At 70.5% G+C, this 21,959-nt stretch carries 17 protein-coding genes; 3 read left to right on the top strand and 14 right to left on the bottom strand.

Annotation, left to right across the window (positions count from 1 at the left end; translation table 11 throughout):
- Positions 1-36: 36 nt before the first annotated feature.
- The 13 genes from Q7W82_RS10740 to Q7W82_RS10680 form a co-directional block, all read right to left on the bottom strand.
- Complete coding sequence (locus Q7W82_RS10740) at positions 37-960, bottom strand: IS110 family transposase (protein WP_242161605.1); 924 nt, start codon at positions 958-960, stop codon at positions 37-39.
- A gap of 435 nt (positions 961-1,395) precedes the next feature.
- Positions 1,396-2,001 carry a nucleotidyltransferase family protein gene (locus Q7W82_RS10735; RefSeq protein ID WP_242156952.1) on the bottom strand — a complete coding sequence of 202 codons (606 nt, stop codon included), beginning with the start codon at positions 1,999-2,001 and terminating at the stop codon, positions 1,396-1,398.
- Complete coding sequence (locus Q7W82_RS10730) at positions 2,001-2,975, bottom strand: XdhC family protein (protein WP_242156943.1); 975 nt, start codon at positions 2,973-2,975, stop codon at positions 2,001-2,003. The genes Q7W82_RS10735 and Q7W82_RS10730 overlap by 1 nt, the downstream gene beginning before the upstream one ends.
- 293 nt (positions 2,976-3,268) lie before the next feature.
- Positions 3,269-4,405 (bottom strand): crosslink repair DNA glycosylase YcaQ family protein, encoded by a 1,137-nt coding sequence (locus tag Q7W82_RS10725; RefSeq protein WP_242156941.1) that lies wholly within the window; start codon positions 4,403-4,405, stop codon positions 3,269-3,271.
- A 309-nt stretch (positions 4,406-4,714) separates the two neighbouring features.
- Complete coding sequence (locus Q7W82_RS10720) at positions 4,715-5,203, bottom strand: transcriptional repressor (protein WP_010343476.1); 489 nt, start codon at positions 5,201-5,203, stop codon at positions 4,715-4,717.
- A 16-nt stretch (positions 5,204-5,219) separates the two neighbouring features.
- A complete protein-coding gene (gltX, locus tag Q7W82_RS10715) occupies positions 5,220-6,626 on the bottom strand; it encodes a glutamate--tRNA ligase (RefSeq protein ID WP_242156938.1) in 1,407 nt (468 codons plus the stop codon).
- Between the two features lie 166 nt (positions 6,627-6,792).
- Complete coding sequence (locus Q7W82_RS10710; RefSeq protein WP_242156936.1) at positions 6,793-7,677, bottom strand: carbon-nitrogen hydrolase family protein; 885 nt, start codon at positions 7,675-7,677, stop codon at positions 6,793-6,795.
- A complete protein-coding gene (locus Q7W82_RS10705; RefSeq protein ID WP_242156934.1) occupies positions 7,674-8,279 on the bottom strand; it encodes a GNAT family N-acetyltransferase in 606 nt (201 codons plus the stop codon). The genes Q7W82_RS10710 and Q7W82_RS10705 overlap by 4 nt, the downstream gene beginning before the upstream one ends.
- A 476-nt stretch (positions 8,280-8,755) precedes the next feature.
- Entirely contained in the window at positions 8,756-9,187 is a 432-nt protein-coding gene (locus Q7W82_RS10700) for a hypothetical protein (protein WP_242156932.1), read from the bottom strand.
- Between the two features lie 22 nt (positions 9,188-9,209).
- Complete coding sequence (creD, locus tag Q7W82_RS10695; protein ID WP_242156922.1) at positions 9,210-10,568, bottom strand: cell envelope integrity protein CreD; 1,359 nt, start codon at positions 10,566-10,568, stop codon at positions 9,210-9,212.
- 229 nt (positions 10,569-10,797) lie between these two features.
- Positions 10,798-12,240, bottom strand: coding sequence for a two-component system sensor histidine kinase CreC (gene creC / locus Q7W82_RS10690; RefSeq protein ID WP_242156920.1), 1,443 nt, complete (start codon positions 12,238-12,240; stop codon positions 10,798-10,800).
- Position 12,241: 1 nt separating this feature from the next.
- On the bottom strand, positions 12,242-12,952 hold the full coding sequence (creB, locus tag Q7W82_RS10685) for a two-component system response regulator CreB (RefSeq protein WP_242156917.1): 711 nt from the start codon (positions 12,950-12,952) through the stop codon (positions 12,242-12,244).
- A gap of 61 nt (positions 12,953-13,013) precedes the next feature.
- Positions 13,014-14,954, bottom strand: a complete 1,941-nt coding sequence (locus tag Q7W82_RS10680) for a GGDEF domain-containing protein (RefSeq protein WP_242156916.1) — start codon at positions 14,952-14,954, stop codon at positions 13,014-13,016.
- Between the two features lie 257 nt (positions 14,955-15,211).
- Between Q7W82_RS10680 and rlmJ the strand changes: the two genes are divergently transcribed.
- The gene (gene rlmJ / locus Q7W82_RS10675) at positions 15,212-16,069 is read left to right on the top strand and encodes a 23S rRNA (adenine(2030)-N(6))-methyltransferase RlmJ (protein WP_160948201.1); all 858 of its coding nucleotides are present in this window, start codon (positions 15,212-15,214) and stop codon (positions 16,067-16,069) included.
- 54 nt (positions 16,070-16,123) lie between these two features.
- Here the strand turns inward: rlmJ and Q7W82_RS10670 are convergent, their stop codons facing one another.
- A complete protein-coding gene (locus tag Q7W82_RS10670) occupies positions 16,124-17,086 on the bottom strand; it encodes a YwqG family protein (RefSeq protein WP_242156914.1) in 963 nt (320 codons plus the stop codon).
- Between the two features lie 132 nt (positions 17,087-17,218).
- On the opposite strand from Q7W82_RS10670, the gene Q7W82_RS10665 reads away from it, so the two are divergent.
- On the top strand, positions 17,219-17,761 hold the full coding sequence (locus tag Q7W82_RS10665; protein WP_242156912.1) for a GNAT family N-acetyltransferase: 543 nt from the start codon (positions 17,219-17,221) through the stop codon (positions 17,759-17,761).
- Positions 17,762-17,880: 119 nt separating this feature from the next.
- Entirely contained in the window at positions 17,881-21,537 is a 3,657-nt protein-coding gene (gene mfd, locus Q7W82_RS10660; protein WP_242156910.1) for a transcription-repair coupling factor, read from the top strand.
- The last annotated feature ends 422 nt before the right edge of the window (positions 21,538-21,959 follow it).

Below are 21,959 nucleotides of genomic sequence, written 5' to 3'. Positions count from 1 at the left end.
GCGCCGTGCACCCTTCCCCCTCGTAGGAGTCAACTGTCATGCAGCCGCGATGGCAGGAGGGGCATACGCTGCCTGATCACGCGCAATCGCGTTGAGCCAGCGCAGGAACTTGTGCATGCAGGCGACGATGGCGACCTTGGCTGGTTTGCCGGCCGCACGCAGGCGGGCATAGGTCTTGGCCAAGGGGGATTTGGCGCGGATGCTGGCCCAGGTGGCCATGTACAGCACGCGTCGGATCTCGGCCCGTCCGCCTTTGATGCGACGCTGGCCCTGCCAGCGGCCGCTGTCGCGATTGAACGGGGCTAGCCCGACCAGAGCAGCGAGCTTGCGCGGCGGTAACGTGCCCAGTTCCGGCAGCCGTGCGGCCAGGACCGCGCGCAGGATCGCGCCAAGTCCGGGCACCTTCGGCAGGGTGGAGCAGGTCGTAGCCTGCTGCTCGATCTGCCGCGTCAACGCCTGGATCTTCTGGTTCAGTAGGGCGATCACCTCTTGGCAGTGGCCTTGCACCTCGGGGCTGGTGATGTGCTCCAGCCGCCGCCGATGGGCATCACGCTGGCCGACCAGAGTGTCGCGTAGGTCCAGCAATTCGCGCAGGGACTGAAGATGCTCGGGTAGTACGGCTGTGGGTGTGGCCGGGATGTGCTGGGCGGCGATGGCCAACAGGCGCGCGTCCAGGGCGTCGGTCTTGGCGTGCAGGCCAAGGGCCTTGGCCAGGTCCCGCGGACGATCGGCGGCCACCCTTGCCGCGGGCAGGTCCGCCTCCCGAAGGACTCGCAGCAGGGCATGTTCATAGCCACCACTGGCTTCCAGCACGATCCGCTCGCAGTCCAGCCCCGTCAGGCGCTGGGCCAGCGCACGCCGCTCCTGTGCGGTATTCGGCTGGGTCCAGGTGTGGCCCTCCGGCAGGACATGAATGACCAGTTCGGCCTTGGCAACATCGATCCCGACAAAGCGTCGCATAGACGTTCTCCGCAGTAGACTCAGGGGTGAGAGCACTCCTGCCGATGCCCATGCTTGTGGAGTTCGAGTTCGCGACTCGGGCAACTGTTCGGGCTTGTGAGGCAGGAGTACGGAGTGCGGCGGCGCTGACTCCTACTCGTGCTTGCTTGGCACTGCGGCTAAACGGCCTGCCGCACTCCGCTCTCACCTATAACGATAGACCCTCATAAGACACAAGCGGCTTCAGCCGCGACAGGCATCCCCGTTAACGCCGGTCGCGGCTGAAGCCGCTCCTACAATGGGCTTCCGGCGGCGTGAGAGGCGACCTCAGCACGGCGAGCGAAGCAGAAAGTCCTTCCAACATCGACCGTCGTCTGACGGAAGCCCCGCTCGGCTGCACTTCGCGCAATGCGCCGCAAGCCCGGCGGGAATCGACGCCACGCCCGACGGCAACCGCTACGGATCCAGCCACCCCCGCGCCACCGCCGCCTGCACATCTTCCGGCGTATCCAGATCCAGGGCCAACGCCGGTGCGACGATGCAGCCGAGGCTGTCCGGCGCCAGCGTAGCGAACAACGCGCGCAAGCCCTGGTCGCCGCCCAATGGCAGTGTGCGCCAGCGCTGCTGCGCCACCACCGCTGGCATGCCGCGCACGCCGGCGTAGGCGCTGACCGCGCAACCGGAGGCCGCCCGCGCAGCCGCCGCCAGCAGGTCGTGCAGATGCGCCGCGGCCAGTGCCGGCTGGTCGCAGCCGAGCACCAGGCTGCGGGTGATCGCGGCATCGTTGCGTACCGCCGCACGCAGGCAGTCGAGGCTGCCGCCCATGCCGGTGGACCAGCCCGGATTGCGCACGCATTCCACCGGCAATCCCTCCAGCAGCGGGCGCAGCGCCTCGGCCTGCGCGCCCAGCACCACCACGCAGCGCGCCGGCGCGGTGGACAAGGCCAGCCGCACGACCTTGCGCAGCAGCGGCTCGCCGTCGCTGGTCAGCGCCTGCTTGGCGCGGCCGAGGCGGCGGCTGGCGCCGGCCGCCAGGATCAACGCCGCGTGCGCCTGCGCCATCAGCCGCCGCCCTCGGCCAGCAAGGGCCGTGCTGCCGCCAGTGCATCGCGATGCGATCGCCGCGGCCTGTCGCTCGCCTGCACGACCGCGCTCAGCCGCGGCGGCGCCGCCCGGCTGGCCTGCAATTGCGCGGCAATGCTCAGTGCGATCGCCTCCGCGCCATTTCCACCCAGGCGCAGCCCGACCGGCGAGTGCAGGCGCGGCTCCAACTGCGCGCATTGCGCCGGGCTCAGCAAACGGAACAGGTCCTCGCGCCGCCGCACCGGCCCCAGCAGGCCGACGAACGGGATCGTGCTGCCGGCCAGCGCATCCAGTGCTTCGCGGTCCAGTTCGAAATGATGGTGCATCACCAGCGCCGCATCGCTGCCAGCACAGTCGGCCACCGCGCGCGTCGGCGTGCATGCCAGGGCACGGTCGGCCAGCGCGGCCAACCCAGACCAGCGCGGCCGCTGCTCGACCAGGGTGGTCATCCAGCCCAACTGCCGCAGCAAGGGCAGCAGCAAGGTGGTTTCCGGGCCGGCGCCGAAGACACTGACCCGGGGCGCAGGCGGCACGTACACCTCGCCGACACGCGGCGACGCGGCCGAGACCGTGCGCCACGGCAGGCACCACCGCGCCGCCTGCTCGGCGACCCTGGCGACGATGCCGCCGTCGGCGTCCAGCGCCAGGGTCAGGCCACCGCGGCCCTGCAGCCAGGCCTGGGCCACCCCGTCGAAACCCGGCAAGGCGTGCAGCGGCAACAAGGCCAGGTGCAGGCGCCCCCGGCAACCGGCTGCCGAGCCGGACAGCAGGTCCTCGTCCTCGCGCGTGTCGATCTCCATCCACACCGGTGCACCGGCGTCGGCGGCCTCTGCGGCGCAGCGCGCGATCTCCGGCTCCAGGCAACCGCCGCTGAGCCAACCCTGCTGCATCCCATCGGCACCGAACAGGGCCATCGCCCCGGCATGCGCGTAGGTGGAGCCTTCGCGGGCCATCGCCACGGCCAGGACCGCGGGCGTGCCACGGCGGCAGGCGTCGAGGGCATCATGGAGGCAGTGTCGGGCAGCGGACATGCGGCGGCCAGGCGAAGGGGGAATCCAGAGCCTAAGCGGCGGCTTGTGGTCGCGAGGTGACCCTCTGGCTGCTCGCGGGCGTCGCGTTCGCGGCGGCGGCGCAGGGAGATCGACGATGCGCGGCGCGATGCCGGAGTCCGGTGCGGCGCTGCGGATGCGGCGCCCGCCGACCTTGCGCCACCGGCACGCCACACACTCGCGGCGGCGATGGCCCGCTACGACAGATGGAAGCGCTCGAACCGCTGCAGCGCCGCGTCGATCGTCGCCTGCAGCGCCGCCCGTCGCGGTTCCAGCCAGGTCCATTGCTGGATCAGCAGGCGACCGGCACGGCGATCCATCTTCAGGTCGAGCGCGGCGACGATGCGGTCGCCGACCAGGACCGGCAGCGCGAAGTAGCCCAGCACCCGCTGCGGCGCCGGCACGTAGGCCTCGAAGCGGTGGGTATAGCCGAAGAACTGCTGCAGCCGCTTGCGCTGGATGACCAGCGGATCGAATGGCGACAGCAACAGCGCCCGGGTCGGATCCGGCGGCGGCGGCGCGCTGTCCAGCACCTCCGGCTCGGCCCACAGGGCCACGCCTTCCTGGCCCTGCAGATGCACCGGGATCAGGCGCTTGCGCGCCATTTCCGCGGCGATCAACGCACGCACCGCCGGTTTGGCGGCGGTCTCGCCATAGCAGATCGACTCCACGCCGACGATGGCTTGCGCGCGCAGCGCACGCTGCAGCAGGTAACGCGCGTACTGCGCCTCGCTGACCGGACGCGGCCGCTGCCGCCAGCCGAAATGCCGCGCGGCCAGTTCGTAGGTCTTGAGCATGCCGCTGCGCTGGCTGATCACCAGGTCGCCGCTGAAGAAACCGTATTGCAACGCCGCCCGCGACGGCTTGCGGCTGCCCCAGGGGTGGGTCTTCTCGACCAGCACGTCGTCGTCGATGTCGCGGATCGACAACGGCCCCTCGCTGCGGATACGCCGCAGCAGCCGCGCGTAGTCCTGCGCATCCACCACGCCCCTGGCGTCGGCCTGCGCCCGTCGGCGGGCCATCTGTGCCACGTACATGCGGTAATCGGCGACCGGCACGTAGGCCAAGGCATGGGTCCAGTACTCGAACAGCGACTTGTCCTGCGACTGCGCCTGCTCCAGATCCTGTTCGCGGTACTCGGGAATGCGCGTATAGAGCACGTGGTGATGGCTGCGTGCGATCACGTGGATGGTGTCGATCTGCACATAGCCCAGGTGCGCAGTGGCCTGCCGCACCGCCTCGGCACCATCGCCGAACGGTGCCGGCGTGGTCAGCCGCTGGGCGTGCAGCCACAGTGCGCGCGCCCGGTCGGGCGCGAGTGGGACAGAAGCCACGGGAGTGCGCATCGGAACGACCTTCCTAGTAACGCGGCAGCGCCGGCCAGGATAGCAATCCCGGATGCGCAGCGTGGGTCGCCGAGCACTCGTCGCATTCGGCCGTCGCGGCCCTCGCCGCTCCGATCACCTTAGCCCACGCCGAATCCTGCGTAACATGCCATCGCCACGATTCATGGCGGGCAGGATGTACCCGCGTTGCGGTGATAGCAGGCATTGCCGACCGCAACCCATCCCGATCCAGTCACGCTCAAATCAAGCGCATGCCTCGCCCCGCGGGCCTGCAACCCACGGCGATGCAGGCCAGGCTCAGCCCGCGCACTTCGCGCACAGCCCGTGCACTTCCAGGGTCTGCGCCTGCGGCTGGAAGCCCAGGGCCTTGGCGCGCTGCTCCAGTTGCGCGACCACGTCGCGGTCCTCCAGTTCCACCGCGCTGTGGCAGCGGTCGCAGATCAGGAATGGCACCGAGTGCTGGGCGCTGCTCGGGTGGTGGCAGGCGACGAAGGCGTTGACCGATTCGAGCTTGTGCACGAAGCCGTTGGCCATCAGGAAGTCCAGCGCGCGGTACACGGTGGGCGGGGCGTCGGCGCCCACGCCCTTGCCCTCGCGCACCCATTCCAGCAGGTCGTAGGCCTTGACCGGGCGCCCGGCCTCGGCGATCAGCCGCAGCACGTTGGCGCGGATCGGGGTCAGGCGCAGACCGCGCTCGCGGCTGACCCGCTCCACCACCTTGACGAAGTCGGCAGCGTCGTGGACGTGGTGGTGCGGCTCGGTGCAGGCGGTCTTCTTGCTGGACATGGCGGTCTCCCGGGAATCAGCTTCCCGCTGGGATCTTGATGAGCGCGGCGTCGATGCGTTTCAAGGCCTCCTCGCGACCGGCCAGGTAGACGGTCTGCGAGATGTCCGGGCTGACCTGGGTGCCGGTGATGGCCACACGCAGCGGCTGCGCCACCTTGCCCATGCCGATCTCCAGGGCGGCGGCGGTGTCGTGCAGCGCGGCGGCGACGCCGTCCAGGCTCCACTGCGGCAGCGCGGCCAGCAGTTCCCGGGCCTTGCCCAGCGCCAGTTCGGCACCCGGCTTGAAATGCTTGGCCACCGCCGCGTCGTCGTAACTGGTCAGCGGGCGGTACCAGACCTCGGCCTTCTCGGCCATTTCCTTCAGGGTCTGCACGCGCTCGCGCAGCGCCACCACCACCTCGGCCGCGGCCGGGCCGGCGGCCGGGTCGATGCCGAGCTTGCGCAACTGGAACTCCAGCTGCGGCGCGATCGTCGCCGGGTCGTCGCTCTTGAGGTAGTGCTGGTTGACCCAGCCCAGCTTGGCCATGTCCAGGCGCGCGGCCTTGGAATTGACGTCCTTCACGTCGAACAGGTCGATCAGCTCCTGCCGCCCGAACAGTTCCTGGTCGCCGTGCGACCAGCCCAGCCGCGCCAGGTAGTTGATCAGCGCGTGCGGCAGGTAGCCGGCATCCTTGTACTGCATCACGTCGGCCGCACCGGTGCGCTTGGACAGCTTGGCGCCCTGCTCGTCGAGGATCATCGGCATGTGCGCGAACTTCGGCACCGGCGCGCCCAGCGCCTGGTAGATGTTGATCTGCCGCGGGGTGTTGTTGATGTGGTCGTCGCCGCGGATCACCTCGGTGATGGCCATGTCCCAGTCGTCCACCACCACCGCGAAGTTGTAGGTGGGATAGCCGTCGGGACGGAAGATCACCATGTCGTCCAGTTCGCTGTTGGCGATCTCGATGCGGCCCTTGATCAGGTCGTCGAACGCCACCACGCCCTCGGTCGGGTTCTTGAAGCGGATCACCCGGTTGGGATCGTCGCGATACGGCAGGTTCAGTTCGCGCGCGGCGCCGTTGTAGCGCGGCTTTTCCTGCCGCGCCATCGCCGCTTCGCGCATGGCGTCCAGTTCCTCGCGGGTCTCGTAGGCGTAGTAGGCCTTGCCCTGCGCCAGCAGTTGCTCGGCGACCTCGCGGTAACGGTCCAGGCGCCGGGTCTGGTAGATCGGGCCTTCGTCGTAGTCCAGACCCAGCCACTCCATCGCCTCCAGGATCGCGTCGATCGCCGCCTGGGTGCTGCGCTCGCGGTCGGTGTCCTCGATCCGCAGCACGAATTCGCCGCCGCGGTGGCGCGCCTCCAGCCAGCAGTACAGCGCGGTACGCGCGCCGCCGATGTGCAGGTAACCGGTGGGACTGGGGGCAAAACGGGTGCGGCAGGCCATGGAACGCTCGAAACGACGGGAATCGGGCGATTTTACTCTGCCGTGGCGGCGCCTGCTGGCGCCGCGGGATTCGGGAGTGGGGATTCGGGAGTGGGGCAAGCGGCTTGGTGCCGGGGCGACAGGTCCTCGCGAGCCGGATGCGCAGTCGATTGCAGGGGACTTCCCGCTATGCGAAGGCGCTCAGCTCCGCGCGGAGCACGGCTGGCGCCAGTTGGCCGCGCCAGTCGCGGTCGTTGGCTACCTGCGCGGTGGCGCGGCTGGCCTCGAACGCCGCGAAATCCAGTTCGGCGATCGCCCAGACCTGCTCGCCGCGTGTCTGCGCGACGATGCCGTCGGCGGGGAAGCCGGCGTCCATCGGCGCGTACAGCGTCGCCTCGCCGGTGTTCACGTCCAGCGCCGGGCTCCACTCGGCGACGCCGGCGGTCACCGACTGGGCCACGAAGATGCGGTTCTCCAGCGCCCGCGCCAGGCAGCCCACGCGCACGCGGGTGGCGCCGGCCTCGGTGTCGGTGCAACTGGGCACCACCAGCAGGCGCGCGCCGGCCTCGTACTGGGCGCGGACCGGCAGGGGAAACTCGCTGTCGTAGCAGACCGCCACGCCGGCGCGCACGCCCTCGGCCTCGAACACCTTCAGCGCCTCGCCGCCGTCGATCAGGCCGGTGGCCTTCTCGAACCCGGTCAGCTGCAGCTTGTCCTGCCAGCCGTGGCCCCCGTCGGGGGTGAACCAGTAGGCGCGATTGCGGTAGCGGCCCTGCCCGTGGGCGAGCAGGAAACTGCCGGCGACCACGTGCAGGCGGAGGCGCCGCGCCAGGTCGGCAAACAACCTCATGTACGGCGCATGCAACGCCTGGATCGCGGCCAGCGAGGCCGGCAACCGCGCCGACACCTCGGCGCCGAAGGTCGCGGCCAGTTCCAGCGACAGATACTCGGGCAGCACCGCCAGCCGCGCGCCAGCCTGCGCGGCCTCGCCGAGCAGCGCGGCCTGCTTGTCGGCGAAGGCGGCGAAATCGGCGGGCGCGCCGATCGGATACTTGGCGACGGCGACTTTCATGCGGCAGGCTCCAGCGCGCGGGTCCAGAACCCCAGGGTGTGCGGCGTTTCGCCGCGGTCGACTTCGTTCCACGGCAGGTGCATACGCAGCGCCGGCTGCGGCTGGTAGCCGCGCTTGCGCCAGAACGCGTCGTTGCCGCGATAGTCCGGCGGCCGCCGCGGATCGTCGGCTGACCGCTCCACCGAACAGAATGCGGTCAGGCGGAAGCGACCGAGCGCGCGCGCATGCGCCTCGCGCTCGTCGAAGAAGGCATGGCCGACGCCGCGACCGCGGTACTGCGGCAACAACACCGATTCGCCGAAATAGAACACCTCGGCCGGGTCGATCTCGCTGCCGGCGAAGGCCGCGGCGAAGGCCTCGGCGTCGTCGGCCAGCGGCAGCCCGGTGGAGGCGCCGATCACCTGGTCGCCGTCGCGCGCCAGCACGAACACACTGTCCGGCGACGCCGCATAGGCCGCCAGGTACGCGCGTTCGTAGCCCAGGTCGCCGTCGTAGAGGTAGGGCCAGTCGCGGAACACCGCGATGCGCAGCTGCGCGACCGCGTCCAGGAACGGCACGATCCCGGCGCCGCGCAGGCGCTGAATGGAGAGCGGAGAGTGCATCCGTGCACTCTACCGCAAGCGTTTCCCTGGCGCTGCCTGCCTGGCGATGCCCTTGCACATGCGTCGTTGCTGCGTCCCTGCATGGGCGTCCTGTCCGTCCTACGACGCACGCGCTTCCTTGCCCTGCCTGCCTGCGAAGCCCTGGCGTGTGCGTCCTTGCCGCGTCCGTGCGTGGACCTCCTGCCCGTCCTGAGACGCAAGCGCCTCCTTGCACTACTGCCTGGCGAGCTCCTTGCGCCTGCCTCCTTGCCGCCTCCCTGCGTGCGCATCCTTGCGCGTCCTGTGACGTACGCGTTTCCTTACGCTGCGTGGCCTGCGGCGTCCTTGCGCATGTGCCCTTGTCGCTTCCCTGCTCGGGCGTCCTGCCCGTCCCATACCCGGTGGTGGCGTCCTGCCACCGCCGGCATTCCTGTCGTCCATGGCCGATCGCCATCCGATCCTCCCGCCGTGGCGGCGATCGACGCAGGTGCCCTGCCTCAGCGCCACCATCGGCACAGCAGTGTCGCCTGTGCCGGCAGCACCAGCAGCCGCGCGCGCCCCTGCGTCTCCCAGGTGACGAAGCCGGGCGCGGACGTAACGCCGGCGTTCTCCGCGTCCGCGTCCGCGGCCGGATCGCGGCGCACCGCGCGCCAGGGGCGGTAGCGCCACGGCACGGCGTCGCCGGGCAGGGCCGCACGCGCCTGCAATGCGCCGCCCAGAAACGCCGCCGCGTCGCCGGCCAGGGCCGCGCGGCTGCGTTCGCTCAGGCGCAGCCACAGGGCGCCACCGCGGTCGGCGGCGGTGACCAGCGCGGCCTGCGCACTGCGCGCCAGCGTCGCCGGCAGGTTGCCGTGATGCAGGCCATGGGTTTCGAATGCGGCAGGCAGCAGTGCCTGCAGGCGACGATGCAGATGACGGTGCGCGACCACGTCCGGTGCTCCTCGCGGCGGCTCAGCGCAGCGACGCGCCGAGTGCGTACCAGTCGATCCGGCGGGTGATCCACATGATCGCGCCGAGGATGCCGAACAGTAGCAGCGAGCCCATCAGCAGGGCGTTGTCTTCCGAGGCCAGCAGCCCGTACAGCGCGCCATACAGCACGGTGAGCATGGCGGCGAAGCCGGCCGCGCGCAGGCGGCTGCGCAGCACCCCGGACAGGTAGAAGAACTGCAGGCCGATACAGGCCGCCGCCGAGACCAGATAGGCCTGCCAGAACGGGATGTGCTCGGACAGGCTGAGCAGCAGCAGGAAGAAGATCGCCAGCGCCAGCCCGACCAGCAGGTACTGCAGCGGGTGGATCGGCAGGCGCTTGATCAGTTCGAACAGGCCGAAGGCGACGAAGGTCAGCACCACGAACAGCAGGCCGTACTTGCTGGCGCGCTCGGCCTGGGTGTACACATCCACCGGGTCGACCAGATCCACGCGCAACGCGTCCAGCTCCTGGCCGCCGGATTCCGGAAGCGGCGACGACACGCGGGTGTCCAGCGCGGACTGCACCTGCGCCTGCGCGCCGGTCGCCAGCGACGACAGCGCCCAGTTCGCCTGGAACCCCTGCGCGGTGATGCGGCGCTCGTTGGGCAGGAAGCGGCCGCCGAACAGCGGATGCGGCCATGGCGAACTCAGCGCGATCTGGTTGTCGTCGCCCACCGGCACGATCGACAGCGCCTGGGTGCCGTCGAGCACGAATTCCATCTGCACATCGTGCAGATCGCTCAGCCGGCCCTGCTGCGGGTCGCGCAATGCCGGCAACATGGCGTGCACGCCCCTGGAGAGGCTGGCCAGGCCCTTCGACCCCGGCTGCAACGGCAGCGCACGGCCGTCGGTGCGCAGGTTCGGCGTACCGACCAGGCCACGCACGTCCTGCAGGCCGATCGCCAGGTAGGGCCTGCCGTAGCGGCGGCCGTCGACGGCGGCGTAGTCGAGATCGTCGAAGTCGGCCTTGAGCCGTGCATGCCAGCTGTAGACCTGCACCTTGAACAGGCCGATATGGCGCTGCGACGGCGTCAGCTCGCCCTCCACCTGCAGCCGCCGCGGCGCCTGCAGCACGTAGCCGGTCTCGGTCTCGCGCTTGGTCACGCGCTTGCCGTCGGTGTCGAGGACGGCGACCTCACGGTCCTGGGTCCACGGGATCACCCGCAGCGGCCCGAGCAGGCGTTGTTCGCCCGCCTTGCTCTGCGACACTCGCTCTACCGCCTCGCCGCGGTAGTGCTGGCGGTCTTGCACGGTGCCGCGAATCATCAGCAACGGGATCAGCAACAACAGGATCAATCCGCCGATGGTGGCGAATCGCAGGAGCAGTTTCAGGGATTTCATGGCCGCCTCGCGTCTTGAGAGGGCGCCAGGATGCTGTCGCTGCGTGGGCAGGGTTTGAGGCGAATTTGAAGTGGGTGTGAAGTGGGAGGAGCCGGGATTGGGGATTGGGGAATCGGGATTGGTGGCCGGCATCCCGTCGACGCGGCGCCCCAACTGTGGGAGGGACTTCAGTCCCGACGAGGGAGCCTCGGCACCCCACTTCACGCGCTCTCGCGCGAATCGATCCGGCTCAGGCCAGCGGCAACGCCAGGCAGGCCACCGCGCCGCCGCCGGCGCGATTGCGCAGGCTGGCGTCGCCGCCGTGCAGGCGCGCCACCTCGCGCACGAACGGCAGGCCGAGGCCGGAGCTGCGCTGGCCGGTGGCCGGGCGCGCCAGCGAGTAGAAGCGCTCGAACACCCGCTCCAGCGCGTAGTCGGGCACGCCCGGGCCGGCGTCCTCCACCAACAGCAGCACGCGCGCATCGGCGCCGCGTTCGGCACGCAGCACGATGACCGCGCCCTCCGGCGAGAACGCGATGGCGTTGTCGAGCAGGTTGTGCAGCGCCTGGCGCAGCAGGTAGGGATCGCCCGAGACCACCAGGGTCGGGTCCGGCGCCTGGACCTGTAGCTGCAGTCCGCGCGCCTGCAGTTGCGGCGCCAGCGCTTCGGCCAGGTCGGCGCACAGCGGCGCCAGCGCCACCGGCTCACGCCGCTGCAGCCAGCCATACTGCTCCACCTCGGCCAGCGCCAGCAGCTTGTCGATGGTCTCGGTGAGGCGCTGCTGCTGTTCGGCGATGTTGCGCACGAAGCGCTGCCGCTCCGGCTCCGGCAGCGGCTCCTGCAACAATTCCGCGGCGCCGCGGATCGCCGCCAGCGGGCTCTTCATTTCATGGGTCAGCGACTGCACGTACTGCTCGACGTATTGCTTGCCCTCCAGCTTGCGCCGCATCGTCTCCAGGGCGCGGCCGAGATCGCCGATCTCGTCGCGGCGCGGCGGCGGCGGCGGTACCGGCGCACCGGCGCTGACCGCCTGTGCGTAGCGGTTGAGCCGGCCGATCCCGCGCAGCAGGCCCCAGGTCATCAGGATGCCGATCAGCGCGGAGATGCCGATCAGCCAGGCGCCGCGCAGCAGGATGCTGCGCTGGCTGGCGACGATGAACGGCTCGATGCTGCGGTTGGGCTGGGACAGGCTCAGCACGCCGATCAGCCGCCGCGGGTCGGCCGGATCGTAGATCGGCGCGGCCACGTGCATCACCGTGTGGTTGGGGTCGCCGTCGGCCTCGGGACTGGAGCGGGCGCCGTATTCGCCGCGCAGGGTGCGGTACACGTCGTTCCAGCGCGCGTTGTCGCGGCCGATGTCCTGCCCGCGCGAGTCGAACACCACGATGCCTGCCGCATCGGTGATGGTGACGCGGTAGTCGACGCTGTGCTTGGGGAAGCGCCAGACCATCGCGCGCGGATCGCGCCGTTGCGCGGCGGCCAGGTCGCGGGCGAACCGGCCGCTGGCGATACGCCCGTCCTGCAGATCCTGTGCGGCCATCTGCGCCAGCACGTTGGCCGCGTCCACCAGGGTCGATTCCATCGCCTGACGCACGCCCGGCTTGACCTCGTTGACGAACACCCGCATCACGAAGAACGCGGCCACGCCGACGATCAGGAAGAAGCCGAGGAACAGCTTCAGCCCCAGCCGCACCTCAGGCCTCCAGCGCGTAGCCGAGGCCGCGGTGGGTGCGGATCGGATCGTGGGCGGCGCCGGCCGCGCGCAGCTTGGCGCGCAGGGTCTTGATGTGGGTGTCGACGGTGCGGTCGGCGCTGTCGGCGCTGCTGTCCCAGCCGCGGTCCATCAATTGCGCGCGGCTGAGGATGGCGCCGGGCCGCTGCAGCAGCGCCGCCAGCAGAGCGTACTCATAGCGGGTCAGGTCCAGCACCGCGCCCTGCCAGCGGATGCGACGGCCGTCGCGGTCGATGGCGAAATCGCCGTGCTGCTGCCAGCCGGCGTCGGCATCGCCGACCACCACCGCCGGACGCCGCAGCCGCGCCCGCACCCGCGCGACCAGTTCGCGCGGCGAGAACGGCTTGGCCATGTAGTCGTCGGCGCCCAGTTCCAGGCCGAGCACGCGGTCGATCTCCTCGTTGCGCGCGGTCAGGAACAGCACCGGCACCTGGCTGAAGCCGCGCAGCGTGCGGCACACCTCGAACCCGCTCAGGTCCGGCAGACCCACGTCCAGCACCACCACGTCGATGCCGCCCTCGCGCAACTGCGCCAGGGCCTCGCGCCCGAGCTGGCAGTGGCGCACCTGGTAGCCCTCGCTGCGCAGCGCGTACAGCACGGTGTCGGCAATGGCGGATTCGTCCTCGACCACGAGGACACAGGCGGCGGCAGGCGTGGACATGGCGCGCAGCATAGCCGCCACGAGGGCGCCGCGGCAGTCCGTGCCGCCAGCGCCGGCATTGGCCGTCATCGCCTCAGCTGGCGGCGCGTGCGTTGGCCGCGCCCGGCGGCAACGCCAGTTCCACCCGGTTGCGGCCTCCGTGCTTGGCCCGGTACAGCGCGGCATCGGCGCGCGCCAGCAGCGCCTGGCTGCTCTCTCCGGCACCGGCCTCGGCGACGCCGATGCTCACCGTCAGGCGCAGCCCCGGCACGATCGCATCGAACGCCTGCCGCTCCAGCACCTCGCGCAGTTGCCCCGCCAGTTGGCTTGCCTCGGCGCAGGTCGCCCCGGGCAGCAAGGCCAGGAACTCCTCGCCGCCGGTCCGGCCAAAGCGGTCGTTCCTGCGCAGGCGCTGCCGCAAGGTCGTGGCGACCAGCCGCAGCACCTGGTCGCCCGCCGCATGGCCGTGCTCGTCGTTGATACGCTTGAAGTGGTCCACATCCAGCGCCAGCACCGACAGTGGCATGCGTCCGCCACGCGGCAGCGCCGCCAGCGCGGTGTCCAGTTCGCCCAGGACCTGGCGCCGCGACGCGACGCCGGTGAGGCTGTCGATGCGCACCTCACGGCGCGCGCCGCGCAGGCGACTGAGGGTCAGGAACAGCACGCCGACCAGCACCGCCAGCAACAGCAGCGCCGCTCCCAGCAGCGCGCGCCGCAGGGTCGCCTCGCGCTCCATCGCCTGCAGGCGGTTGCGCTGGGTTTCGGCTTTCTGCGCCAACTGCAGTGCCGCCAGGTCGCGCTCGCGGCTTTCCGATTCGGCGATCAGGAACTGCGATTGCTCGCGCTGCAGGCGCGTATCCAGTTCCTGCTGCACGCGCATCTGCGCCTCGCGCGCATCCAGCGCCTGGCGCCATGCGCCGAGCGCACGCAAGGCCCTGGCCTTGAGGTCCAGCACATCGCTGAGGCTGCGCAGGTCGCCGTTGGCGCGGTAGCCCTGCTCGGCCTGCTCGGCCAGCGCCAGGGCGGCGCGCGGGTCGCCGCTGCGCTCGGCGAGCAGTGCATCCACGTCGTCACGCCGCGCGCGCATCAGCCGCGTGGCGCCCATCGCGACCAGTTGTGCCTCGGCCTGCTGCCGCTGCGTCCGCGCCTGCGGCAGATTGCCCAACAGCGCGTTGACCCGCGCCGCGCGCAGCAGCAACGACGCCTGCGAGCCCTCCAGCGGATGCCGGCCATGCAGCTCGGCCGCACGCAGATAGGCCGCCAGCGCCGCCCGCAGGTCGCCGCGCTGCTCGGCGATGGCGCCTTCGCGCTCCGCTGCCAGCGCCTGCATGTAGCCGCCGTCGACGTGCCTGGCCCGCTGCTGGACCTCGGCGACGACCTGTTGCGACAGGTCCGGCAGGCCCATGTCCAGGTAGGCGTCGGCGATCCCGATCAGGGTCAGCAGCGCCACCCAGCCGCCATCGCGCTGCGCGTCGAGCCGGCGCAGCTCCTGCAGGGTGCGCAGCGACTGCGCGTAGCGGCCGGCGTCGCGCTCGCCGAAGGCACGCATGCGCAGCGCCGCCGCGCGCAAGCGCGGGAACCGCTGCGCGTCGGTCAGTGCCAGGATCGTGGTGGCGGGCCGCAGGTAGGCCGGGCGCTGGCCGTCGTTGTACAGCGCGTAGGTCTCGCACAGCAGGTACTCCAGGCGCACCTGCACATGGGTCCGCGCGATGGCGCCGCGCTCGCCGTGCCGCGCCTGCTCCACCGCTGCGGCCGGCCCCTGCGGGAAGTGCTGGCAATCGAAGGCGTCCAGGCGCGCGCGCCGCACCGGATCGTCGGCGGGCAGCAAGGCCTGCAGGTGCGCATGCGCGACACGGTAGGCCTGCTCGTCGGCGGCCATGTCCTTGCCATGCGCGCCGACGTCCTCGATCAATGCATCGAACGCCGCAGCCTGCCCCGCGCGGGGGGCGGACGCCTGGTCACGGGCGGCGCCGAATGCGGCGAACGGCAACGCCAGCGCCAGCGCCAGGACTCCAAGCAACAGGGAAAAAGGCATCGACATGCAGACCGTGGCACCCGCCGGCCGCCCACGCGGCACCGGCACTGCGCACCCGAACGCTCCGAACGACGCCTGCGCCCGGATGCACAGGCCCATCGTCCACACCTTCCAGCCTCATGCCCGGCAGGCGCCGCGCGACCGCCAGCGGTCGCCCGGCTAGTGTACCGCGGCCGCGGCCGCGGCCGCGGACCGGCCCTGCGCCGGCGCCGCAGCCAAGCGTGGCCGGCTGGCGTGGCGCCCCGTACACTGCGCGGATGAATTACCGCCACGCCTTCCACGCCGGCAACCATGCCGATGTCCTCAAGCACATCGTGCTGCTGGCGCTGCTCGATGCGTTCAAGCGCAAGGACAGCCCGTTCTTCGTGCTCGATACCCACGCCGGGCGCGGCCGCTACCTGTTCGCCGCCAACGAGGCACGCAAGACCGGCGAGGCGGCCGCCGGCGTGCTGCGGTTGATGGGTCAGCCAACCCTGCCCGAGGTGGTGGAGCGCTACCTGCGCGCGGTGCAGGCCGACAATCCGGTGGGGGCGCTGGTCGCCTATCCGGGCTCGCCGCTGCTGGTCGCGCAGGCGCTGCGCGCACAGGACCGGCTGGCCGCCTGCGAGCTGCAGGCCGAGGAAGCCGCCGAACTCAAGGCGCTATTCGCCCACGATCGCCGCGTGCAGGTGCACGCCGGCGACGGCTATGCGGCGATCAAGGCGTTCCTGCCGCCGAAGTCCGGGGCCAACCGGATCGGCCGCGGGCTGGTGCTGATCGACCCGCCCTACGAGGCGCAGGATGCCGAGTACCCGCTGATCGTGGCCGCGCTGCGCGAGACCCTGAGCCGCTGGCCACAGGCGGTGTGCGCGGTGTGGTATCCGATCAAGCAGCGCCGCAGCCTGCAGCCGTTCTTCCGCAAGGCCGCGGCGCTGCCGGTGGCCTCGGCGCTGGTCGCCGAGCTGCAGGTACGCCCGGACGATTCGCCGCTGCGGCTCAACGGCAGCGGCATGCTGCTGCTCAATCCGCCCTGGCAGTTCGAGCAGACGCTGGCGCAGGCGCTGCCGCCGCTGAAGGCGCACTTGGGCGAAGCCGGCGCCAGCACGCGCCTGGAGTGGCTCAAGCGCGAGGCGTGAGCGGACGGAACGCGGCGGACCGCAGCAGCTCGCGCGCAGCGCGCATGCGCACGCTCAGAAGCAATCCCAGTTGTAGGCGACCCGGCTGAAATCGCCGCGCCGCAGGTCGTCCGGATCGATGAAGAAATTGGCGACGCCGCTGTCGCCCCACATCATCTCCTCGTCGCTGTCCAACTGCAGCAGCAGGACCTGCCGGTCCTGCTGCGTCCGCGGGTCTTCCTGGGTGAACTCCGGGTAGCCGCCGAGCTTGTGCCCACCCCGGCTCAGCGCATCGAACAACGCGTCGTCCACCGTATCCTGCGACACCGCGTGGTCACGGGCGGACGCGGCGGCGACCTCCTCCAGCGGCTTCCCCAGCACCTGCTCGAACCGCACGTCGCTGCTGCCGATGGTTTCCTCACCGGCGTCGAACCGCATCGCGCGCGGCTTCGCCGGATCGAACGGCAACGTGTCGGCGGCCGGCAACGGCACCTCGACCTGCCGCGCCGATGCCTTCGGCTGCGGCCAGTACACCACACGGAAATTGCGTTGTTCGCTCAGCGCAGCCAGGTCGATGCGCGCGTCGCCCAGGTTGGCGCCATAGAAGTCGTCGCCGCCGATGAAGAACTGCAGCATGCCCTGGCGCGGATAGCCCGGCAGGGGCGGCATCCGCGCCAGATCGATCTGCGCCAGCAGCGCCAGCGGCTGGCCATCGGCCGCGTGCGGATAGGGCTTGCCCCCGGTCCAATAGGGACGCCCGCCGACCTTGCTGGCCAGGCGATCGTCCTGCGCCATCGGCTGCAACTGCAGCTGCAGCACCGGCCGGCGCGTGGCCTGCAGGCGCGCCCGGTACGGCGCCAGCGCGCGTGTCGCCAGTTGCTCCGCATCGGCGGCAGGGGCGGCAGGGGCGGTCGTCGGCGTGGCACTGTGCTGCGTGCGCAGCAGCCACCGGCCGCCGCCCACCAGCAGCAGCACCAGCAGCGCGGCCAGTCCCAGCCCGATCGCCGCGGACACGGCGACGGCATGCGATGTCTTCATCGTCGTGCATTCCCTTGGACGAAGCGCCACTGTAGCAAGGCCACCGCAGCCGCACACGCGCAGGACGCTGCGTTCACGGACGCAGGTGTCGGCTAATGCGAGAATCCAGGCTTCGTCGAGGATCATACGGCCATGGCTACCCGCAACCGCATGCCTCCGTGGCATGAAACCTTCACCCTGCCCAGTGGACGCGAATTGTTGATCCGGCCGATCCGGCCGGAGGACAGCGCGCCCCTGCAAGGCGCCTTCGGCCTGCTCGGGCCGACCGAGATCCGCGAGCGCTTCCTGCATTCCACGCAGGAACTGACCGAGGACATGGCGCAACGCCTCACCCATCCCAATCCGAAGTCGGAACTGATCCTGGTCGCGGCCGAGCCGCTGCCGCCGGGCGAGGCCGTGGTCGGCGCGGTGGCGCGCGCGGCGATCATCCCGGGCACCCGCGAGGCGCAGTACGCGATCCTGGTCAGCAACTTCGTCTCCGGCCAGGGCCTGGGCCGGCAACTGATGCGCAAGCTGGTCAAGTGGGCGCGTCGCAAGTACCTGGACCGGCTCTACGGCGACGTGCTCGAACGCAACGTGCCGATGCTGCAACTGGCCGAGTCGCTGGGCTTCCAGCGCATGCCGCATCCGGACAATCCGGACCTGGTGCGGGTGGTGCTGGAACTGGGCAACTGAGCCCGACGCGCACCGCCGCCCCTCACTCCATTCCCTCCCGCGCAGCCAGCCGGCGCGCGGCGTTTGCCGGGTCGCGCCGCGCCGGTCGCGGCACCCGGCTTTGCTAAACTCCACGGTCCATGCCGCCCCTTCCCTTCCCCGTTCCGCCGCTGCCCAAGTCCGGCCAGCTCCGCGCGCACTGGCGCGCTCCCGCCTCCTCCACCGCACTGGCCTGGCACATCGCCTGCGCCGCGTCCGCGCACCGCGGGCCGTTGCTGGTGGTGGCCCGCGACAACCAGAGCGCGCATCAGCTCGAAGCCGATCTGCACAGCCTGCTCGGCGACGACGCCAGCCTGCCCGTGGTGCCGTTCCCGGATTGGGAAACCCTGCCCTACGACCAGTTCAGTCCGCACCCGGACATCGTCAGCCAGCGCCTGGCGGCGCTGCACCGGCTGCCGACGCTGACCCAGGGCATCGTGGTGGTGCCGGTGCAGACGCTGATGCAGCGGGTGGCGCCATTGCGCTACATCGTCGGCGGCAGTTTCGACCTGCGCGTGGGCCAGCGCCTGGACCTGGACGCGGAGAAGCGCCGGCTGGAAAGCGCCGGCTACCGCAACGTGCCGCAGGTGATGGACCCCGGCGATTTCGCCGTGCGCGGCGGCCTGCTCGACGTGTACCCGATGGGCACCGATGCGCCGCTGCGGATCGAACTGCTGGACGAGGACATCGATTCGATCCGCGCCTTCGACCCGGAATCGCAGCGCTCGCTGGACCATGTGCAAGCGGTGCGCATGCTGCCCGGGCGCGAGGTGCCGATGGACGATGCCAGCGTGGAGCGGGTGCTCACGGCGCTGCGCGAGCGCTTCGACGTCGATACCCGGCGCAGCGCGCTGTACCAGGACCTGAAGGCCGGGCTGGCGCCGTCGGGCATCGAGTACTACCTGCCGCTGTTCTTCCAGGAGACGCGCAGCAGCGGCGCGCGCGAGGCCACCGCCACCCTGTTCGACTACCTGGGCGAGCACGTGCTGCCGCTGATCGCCCCGGGCGTGGGCGCCGCGGCCGATGCGTTCTGGACGCAGACCCAGGCCCGTTACGAGCAACGCCGACATGACGTGGAGCGTCCGCTGCTGGCACCGGAGGAGCTGTACCAGGCGCCGGACACCTTGCGCGAGCGCCTCAACGGACTGCCGCGCATCGACGTGTGGGCCGCCGACCATCCGCGCATCGACGAGGCGCAGGCGCTGGGCGACCAGCCCCTGCCGCCGCTGCCGGTGGCGGCCAAGGATGCCGCGCCGGCCGCGGCGCTGAAGAGCTTCCTCGACCACTACCCGGGCCGGGTGCTGATCGCCGCCGACTCGCCGGGCCGCCGCGAGGCGCTGCTGGAGGTGTTGGCGGCTGCGGACTTGAAGCCGGAGGTGTTGCCGAACTTCGCCGCGTTTGTTCCTTCTCCCTCCGGGAGAAGGTGGCGCGAAGCGGTGGATGAGGGTGCGGCTTCTGCACCATCTTCATCGAAGAAGACTGCTTCGTCCGCATCTTCTACAGCAGCACAGGCAAAACTCCCTGGCAGTCGTACCCTCACCCCAACCCCTCTCCCGGAGGGAGAGGGGCTTGATGCTGCACGCTTCGCCATTGCGGTGGCGCCGCTGGACGACGGCTTCGCGCTGGAGGCGCCGCGCATCGCGGTGCTGACCGAGCGCCAGCTGTTCCCCGAGCGCGCCAGCCAGCCGCGGCGCAGCCGGCGGGTCGGGCGCGAGCCGGAAGCGATCATCCGCGATCTGGGCGAGCTGTCCGAGGGCGCGCCGATCGTGCACGAGGACCATGGCGTCGGCCGCTACCGCGGGCTGATCGTGCTCGATGCCGGCGGCATGCCCGGCGAGTTCCTGGAAATCGAATACGCCAAGGGCGACCGGCTGTACGTGCCGGTCGCGCAATTGCACCTGATCAGCCGCTACTCCGGCGCCTCGGCCGAGACCGCGCCGCTGCATTCGCTGGGTGGCGAGCAATGGACCAAGGCCAAGCGCAAGGCCGCCGAGAAGGTGCGCGACGTGGCCGCGGAGCTGCTGGAGATCCAGGCGCGCCGCCAGGCCCGTGCCGGGCTGGCGCTGCAGGTGGACCGTGCGATGTACGAGCCGTTCGCCGCCGGTTTCCCGTTCGAGGAGACGCCCGACCAGTTGGCCGCGATCGACGCCACCCTGCGCGACCTGGCCAGCAGCCAGCCGATGGACCGCGTGGTCTGCGGCGACGTCGGCTTCGGCAAGACCGAGGTCGCGGTACGCGCGGCCTTCGCCGCGGCCAGCGCCGGCAAGCAGGTGGCGGTGCTGGTGCCGACCACGCTGCTGGCCGAACAGCACTACCGCAACTTCCGCGACCGCTTCGCCGACTATCCGCTCAAGGTCGAGGTGCTGTCGCGCTTCAAGAGCAGCAAGGAGATCAAGGCCGAACTGGAGAAGGTCGCCGCCGGCAGCATCGACGTGATCGTCGGTACCCATCGCCTGCTGCAGCCCGACGTGAAGTTCAAGGACCTGGGCATGGTCATCGTCGACGAGGAGCAGCGCTTCGGCGTGCGCCAGAAGGAAGCGCTGAAGGCGCTGCGCGCCAACGTGCATCTGCTCACCCTCACCGCCACGCCGATCCCGCGCACCTTGAACATGGCCATGGCCGGCCTGCGCGACCTGTCGATCATCGCCACCCCGCCGCCGAACCGGCTGGCGGTGCAGACCTTCGTTACCCAGTGGGACAACGCGCTGCTGCGCGAAGCCTTCCAGCGCGAACTGGCGCGCGGCGGCCAGCTGTACTTCCTGCACAACGACGTGGAGAGCATCGGCCGCATGCAGCGCGAGCTGAGCGAGCTGGTGCCGGAGGCACGCATCGGCATCGCCCACGGGCAGATGCCCGAGCGCGAACTGGAAAAGGTGATGCTGGATTTCCAGAAGCAGCGCTTCAACGTGCTGCTGTCGACCACCATCATCGAATCGGGCATCGACATCCCCAACGCCAACACCATCGTCATCAACCGCGCCGACCGCTTCGGCCTGGCGCAGTTGCACCAGTTGCGCGGCCGCGTCGGCCGTTCGCACCACCGCGCCTACGCCTATCTGCTGGTACCGGACCGGCGCAGCATCACCCCCGATGCGCAGAAGCGACTGGACGCGATCGCCTCGATGGACGAACTGGGCGCCGGCTTCACTCTCGCCACCCACGACCTGGAAATCCGCGGCGCCGGCGAACTGCTGGGCGAGGACCAGAGCGGGCAGATGGCCGAGGTCGGCTTCAGCCTGTACACCGAGCTGCTGGAACGCGCGGTGCGCAGCATCCGCCAAGGCAAGCTGCCGGATCTGGACGCCGGCGAGGAAGCGCGCGGCGCCGAAGTGGAACTGCACGTGCCGGCACTGATCCCCGACGACTACCTGCCCGACGTGCACACCCGCCTCACCTTGTACAAGCGCATTTCCAGCGCCCGCGACAGCGACGGCCTGCGCGAACTGCAGGTGGAGATGATCGACCGCTTCGGCCTGCTGCCGGATCCGGTGAAGCACCTGTTCGCGATCGCCGAACTGAAGCTGCAGGCCAACGCGCTGGGCATCCGCAAGCTGGAACTCGGCGAGCACGGCGGGCGCCTGGTGTTCGAGGCCAAGCCGAACGTAGATCCGATGACCATCATCCAGATGATCCAGAAGCAGCCCAAGCTGTACGCGATGGACGGCCCGGACAAGCTGAAGCTCAAGCTGCCGCTGCCGGAAGCGGCCGATCGCTTCAATGCCGCACGCGGCCTGCTGACCGCGCTGTCGCCGCGCTGAGCGGCGCGGGCGATCCAGCCCGCGTCTGCGCATACGAGCGGCCGGCGCACACCGGCCGTACGCATCCTGTTCCGACACGCCGCCGCTACATGCGGCGGCGTACGGGTACCAGCAGCTCCCCACGACACCCGAACGCAACGGTCTTCACGTGAAGACCGACGGGTTGCCTTGTGCGGCTTTTTTGACGTCTTCACACGCTGTGGCGATTGGCACGGCACGTGCAGGAGACAGGGGCGACCGATCGCATCCGAGTTCTTATGGGATGTGCATCTTGCGCTGGTCTGAACCACTCAGGTTGGGCGTGCGGCGTGGGAGACAAATGCTTCACGCAAGCCAAATATTTCTAAATATTTCCTGTCTGAGCCGATATCGCTCTTACCGAAGCCTGCACGTGCCCTTCATAGGGCGCCACCGGCTTTCCA

The organism is Xanthomonas indica (genome assembly GCF_040529045.1).
Lineage (GTDB): Bacteria > Pseudomonadota > Gammaproteobacteria > Xanthomonadales > Xanthomonadaceae > Xanthomonas_A > Xanthomonas_A indica.
Note: the sequence above shows the minus strand (reverse complement) of the source record. Positions and strands in the feature narration are given on the sequence as shown.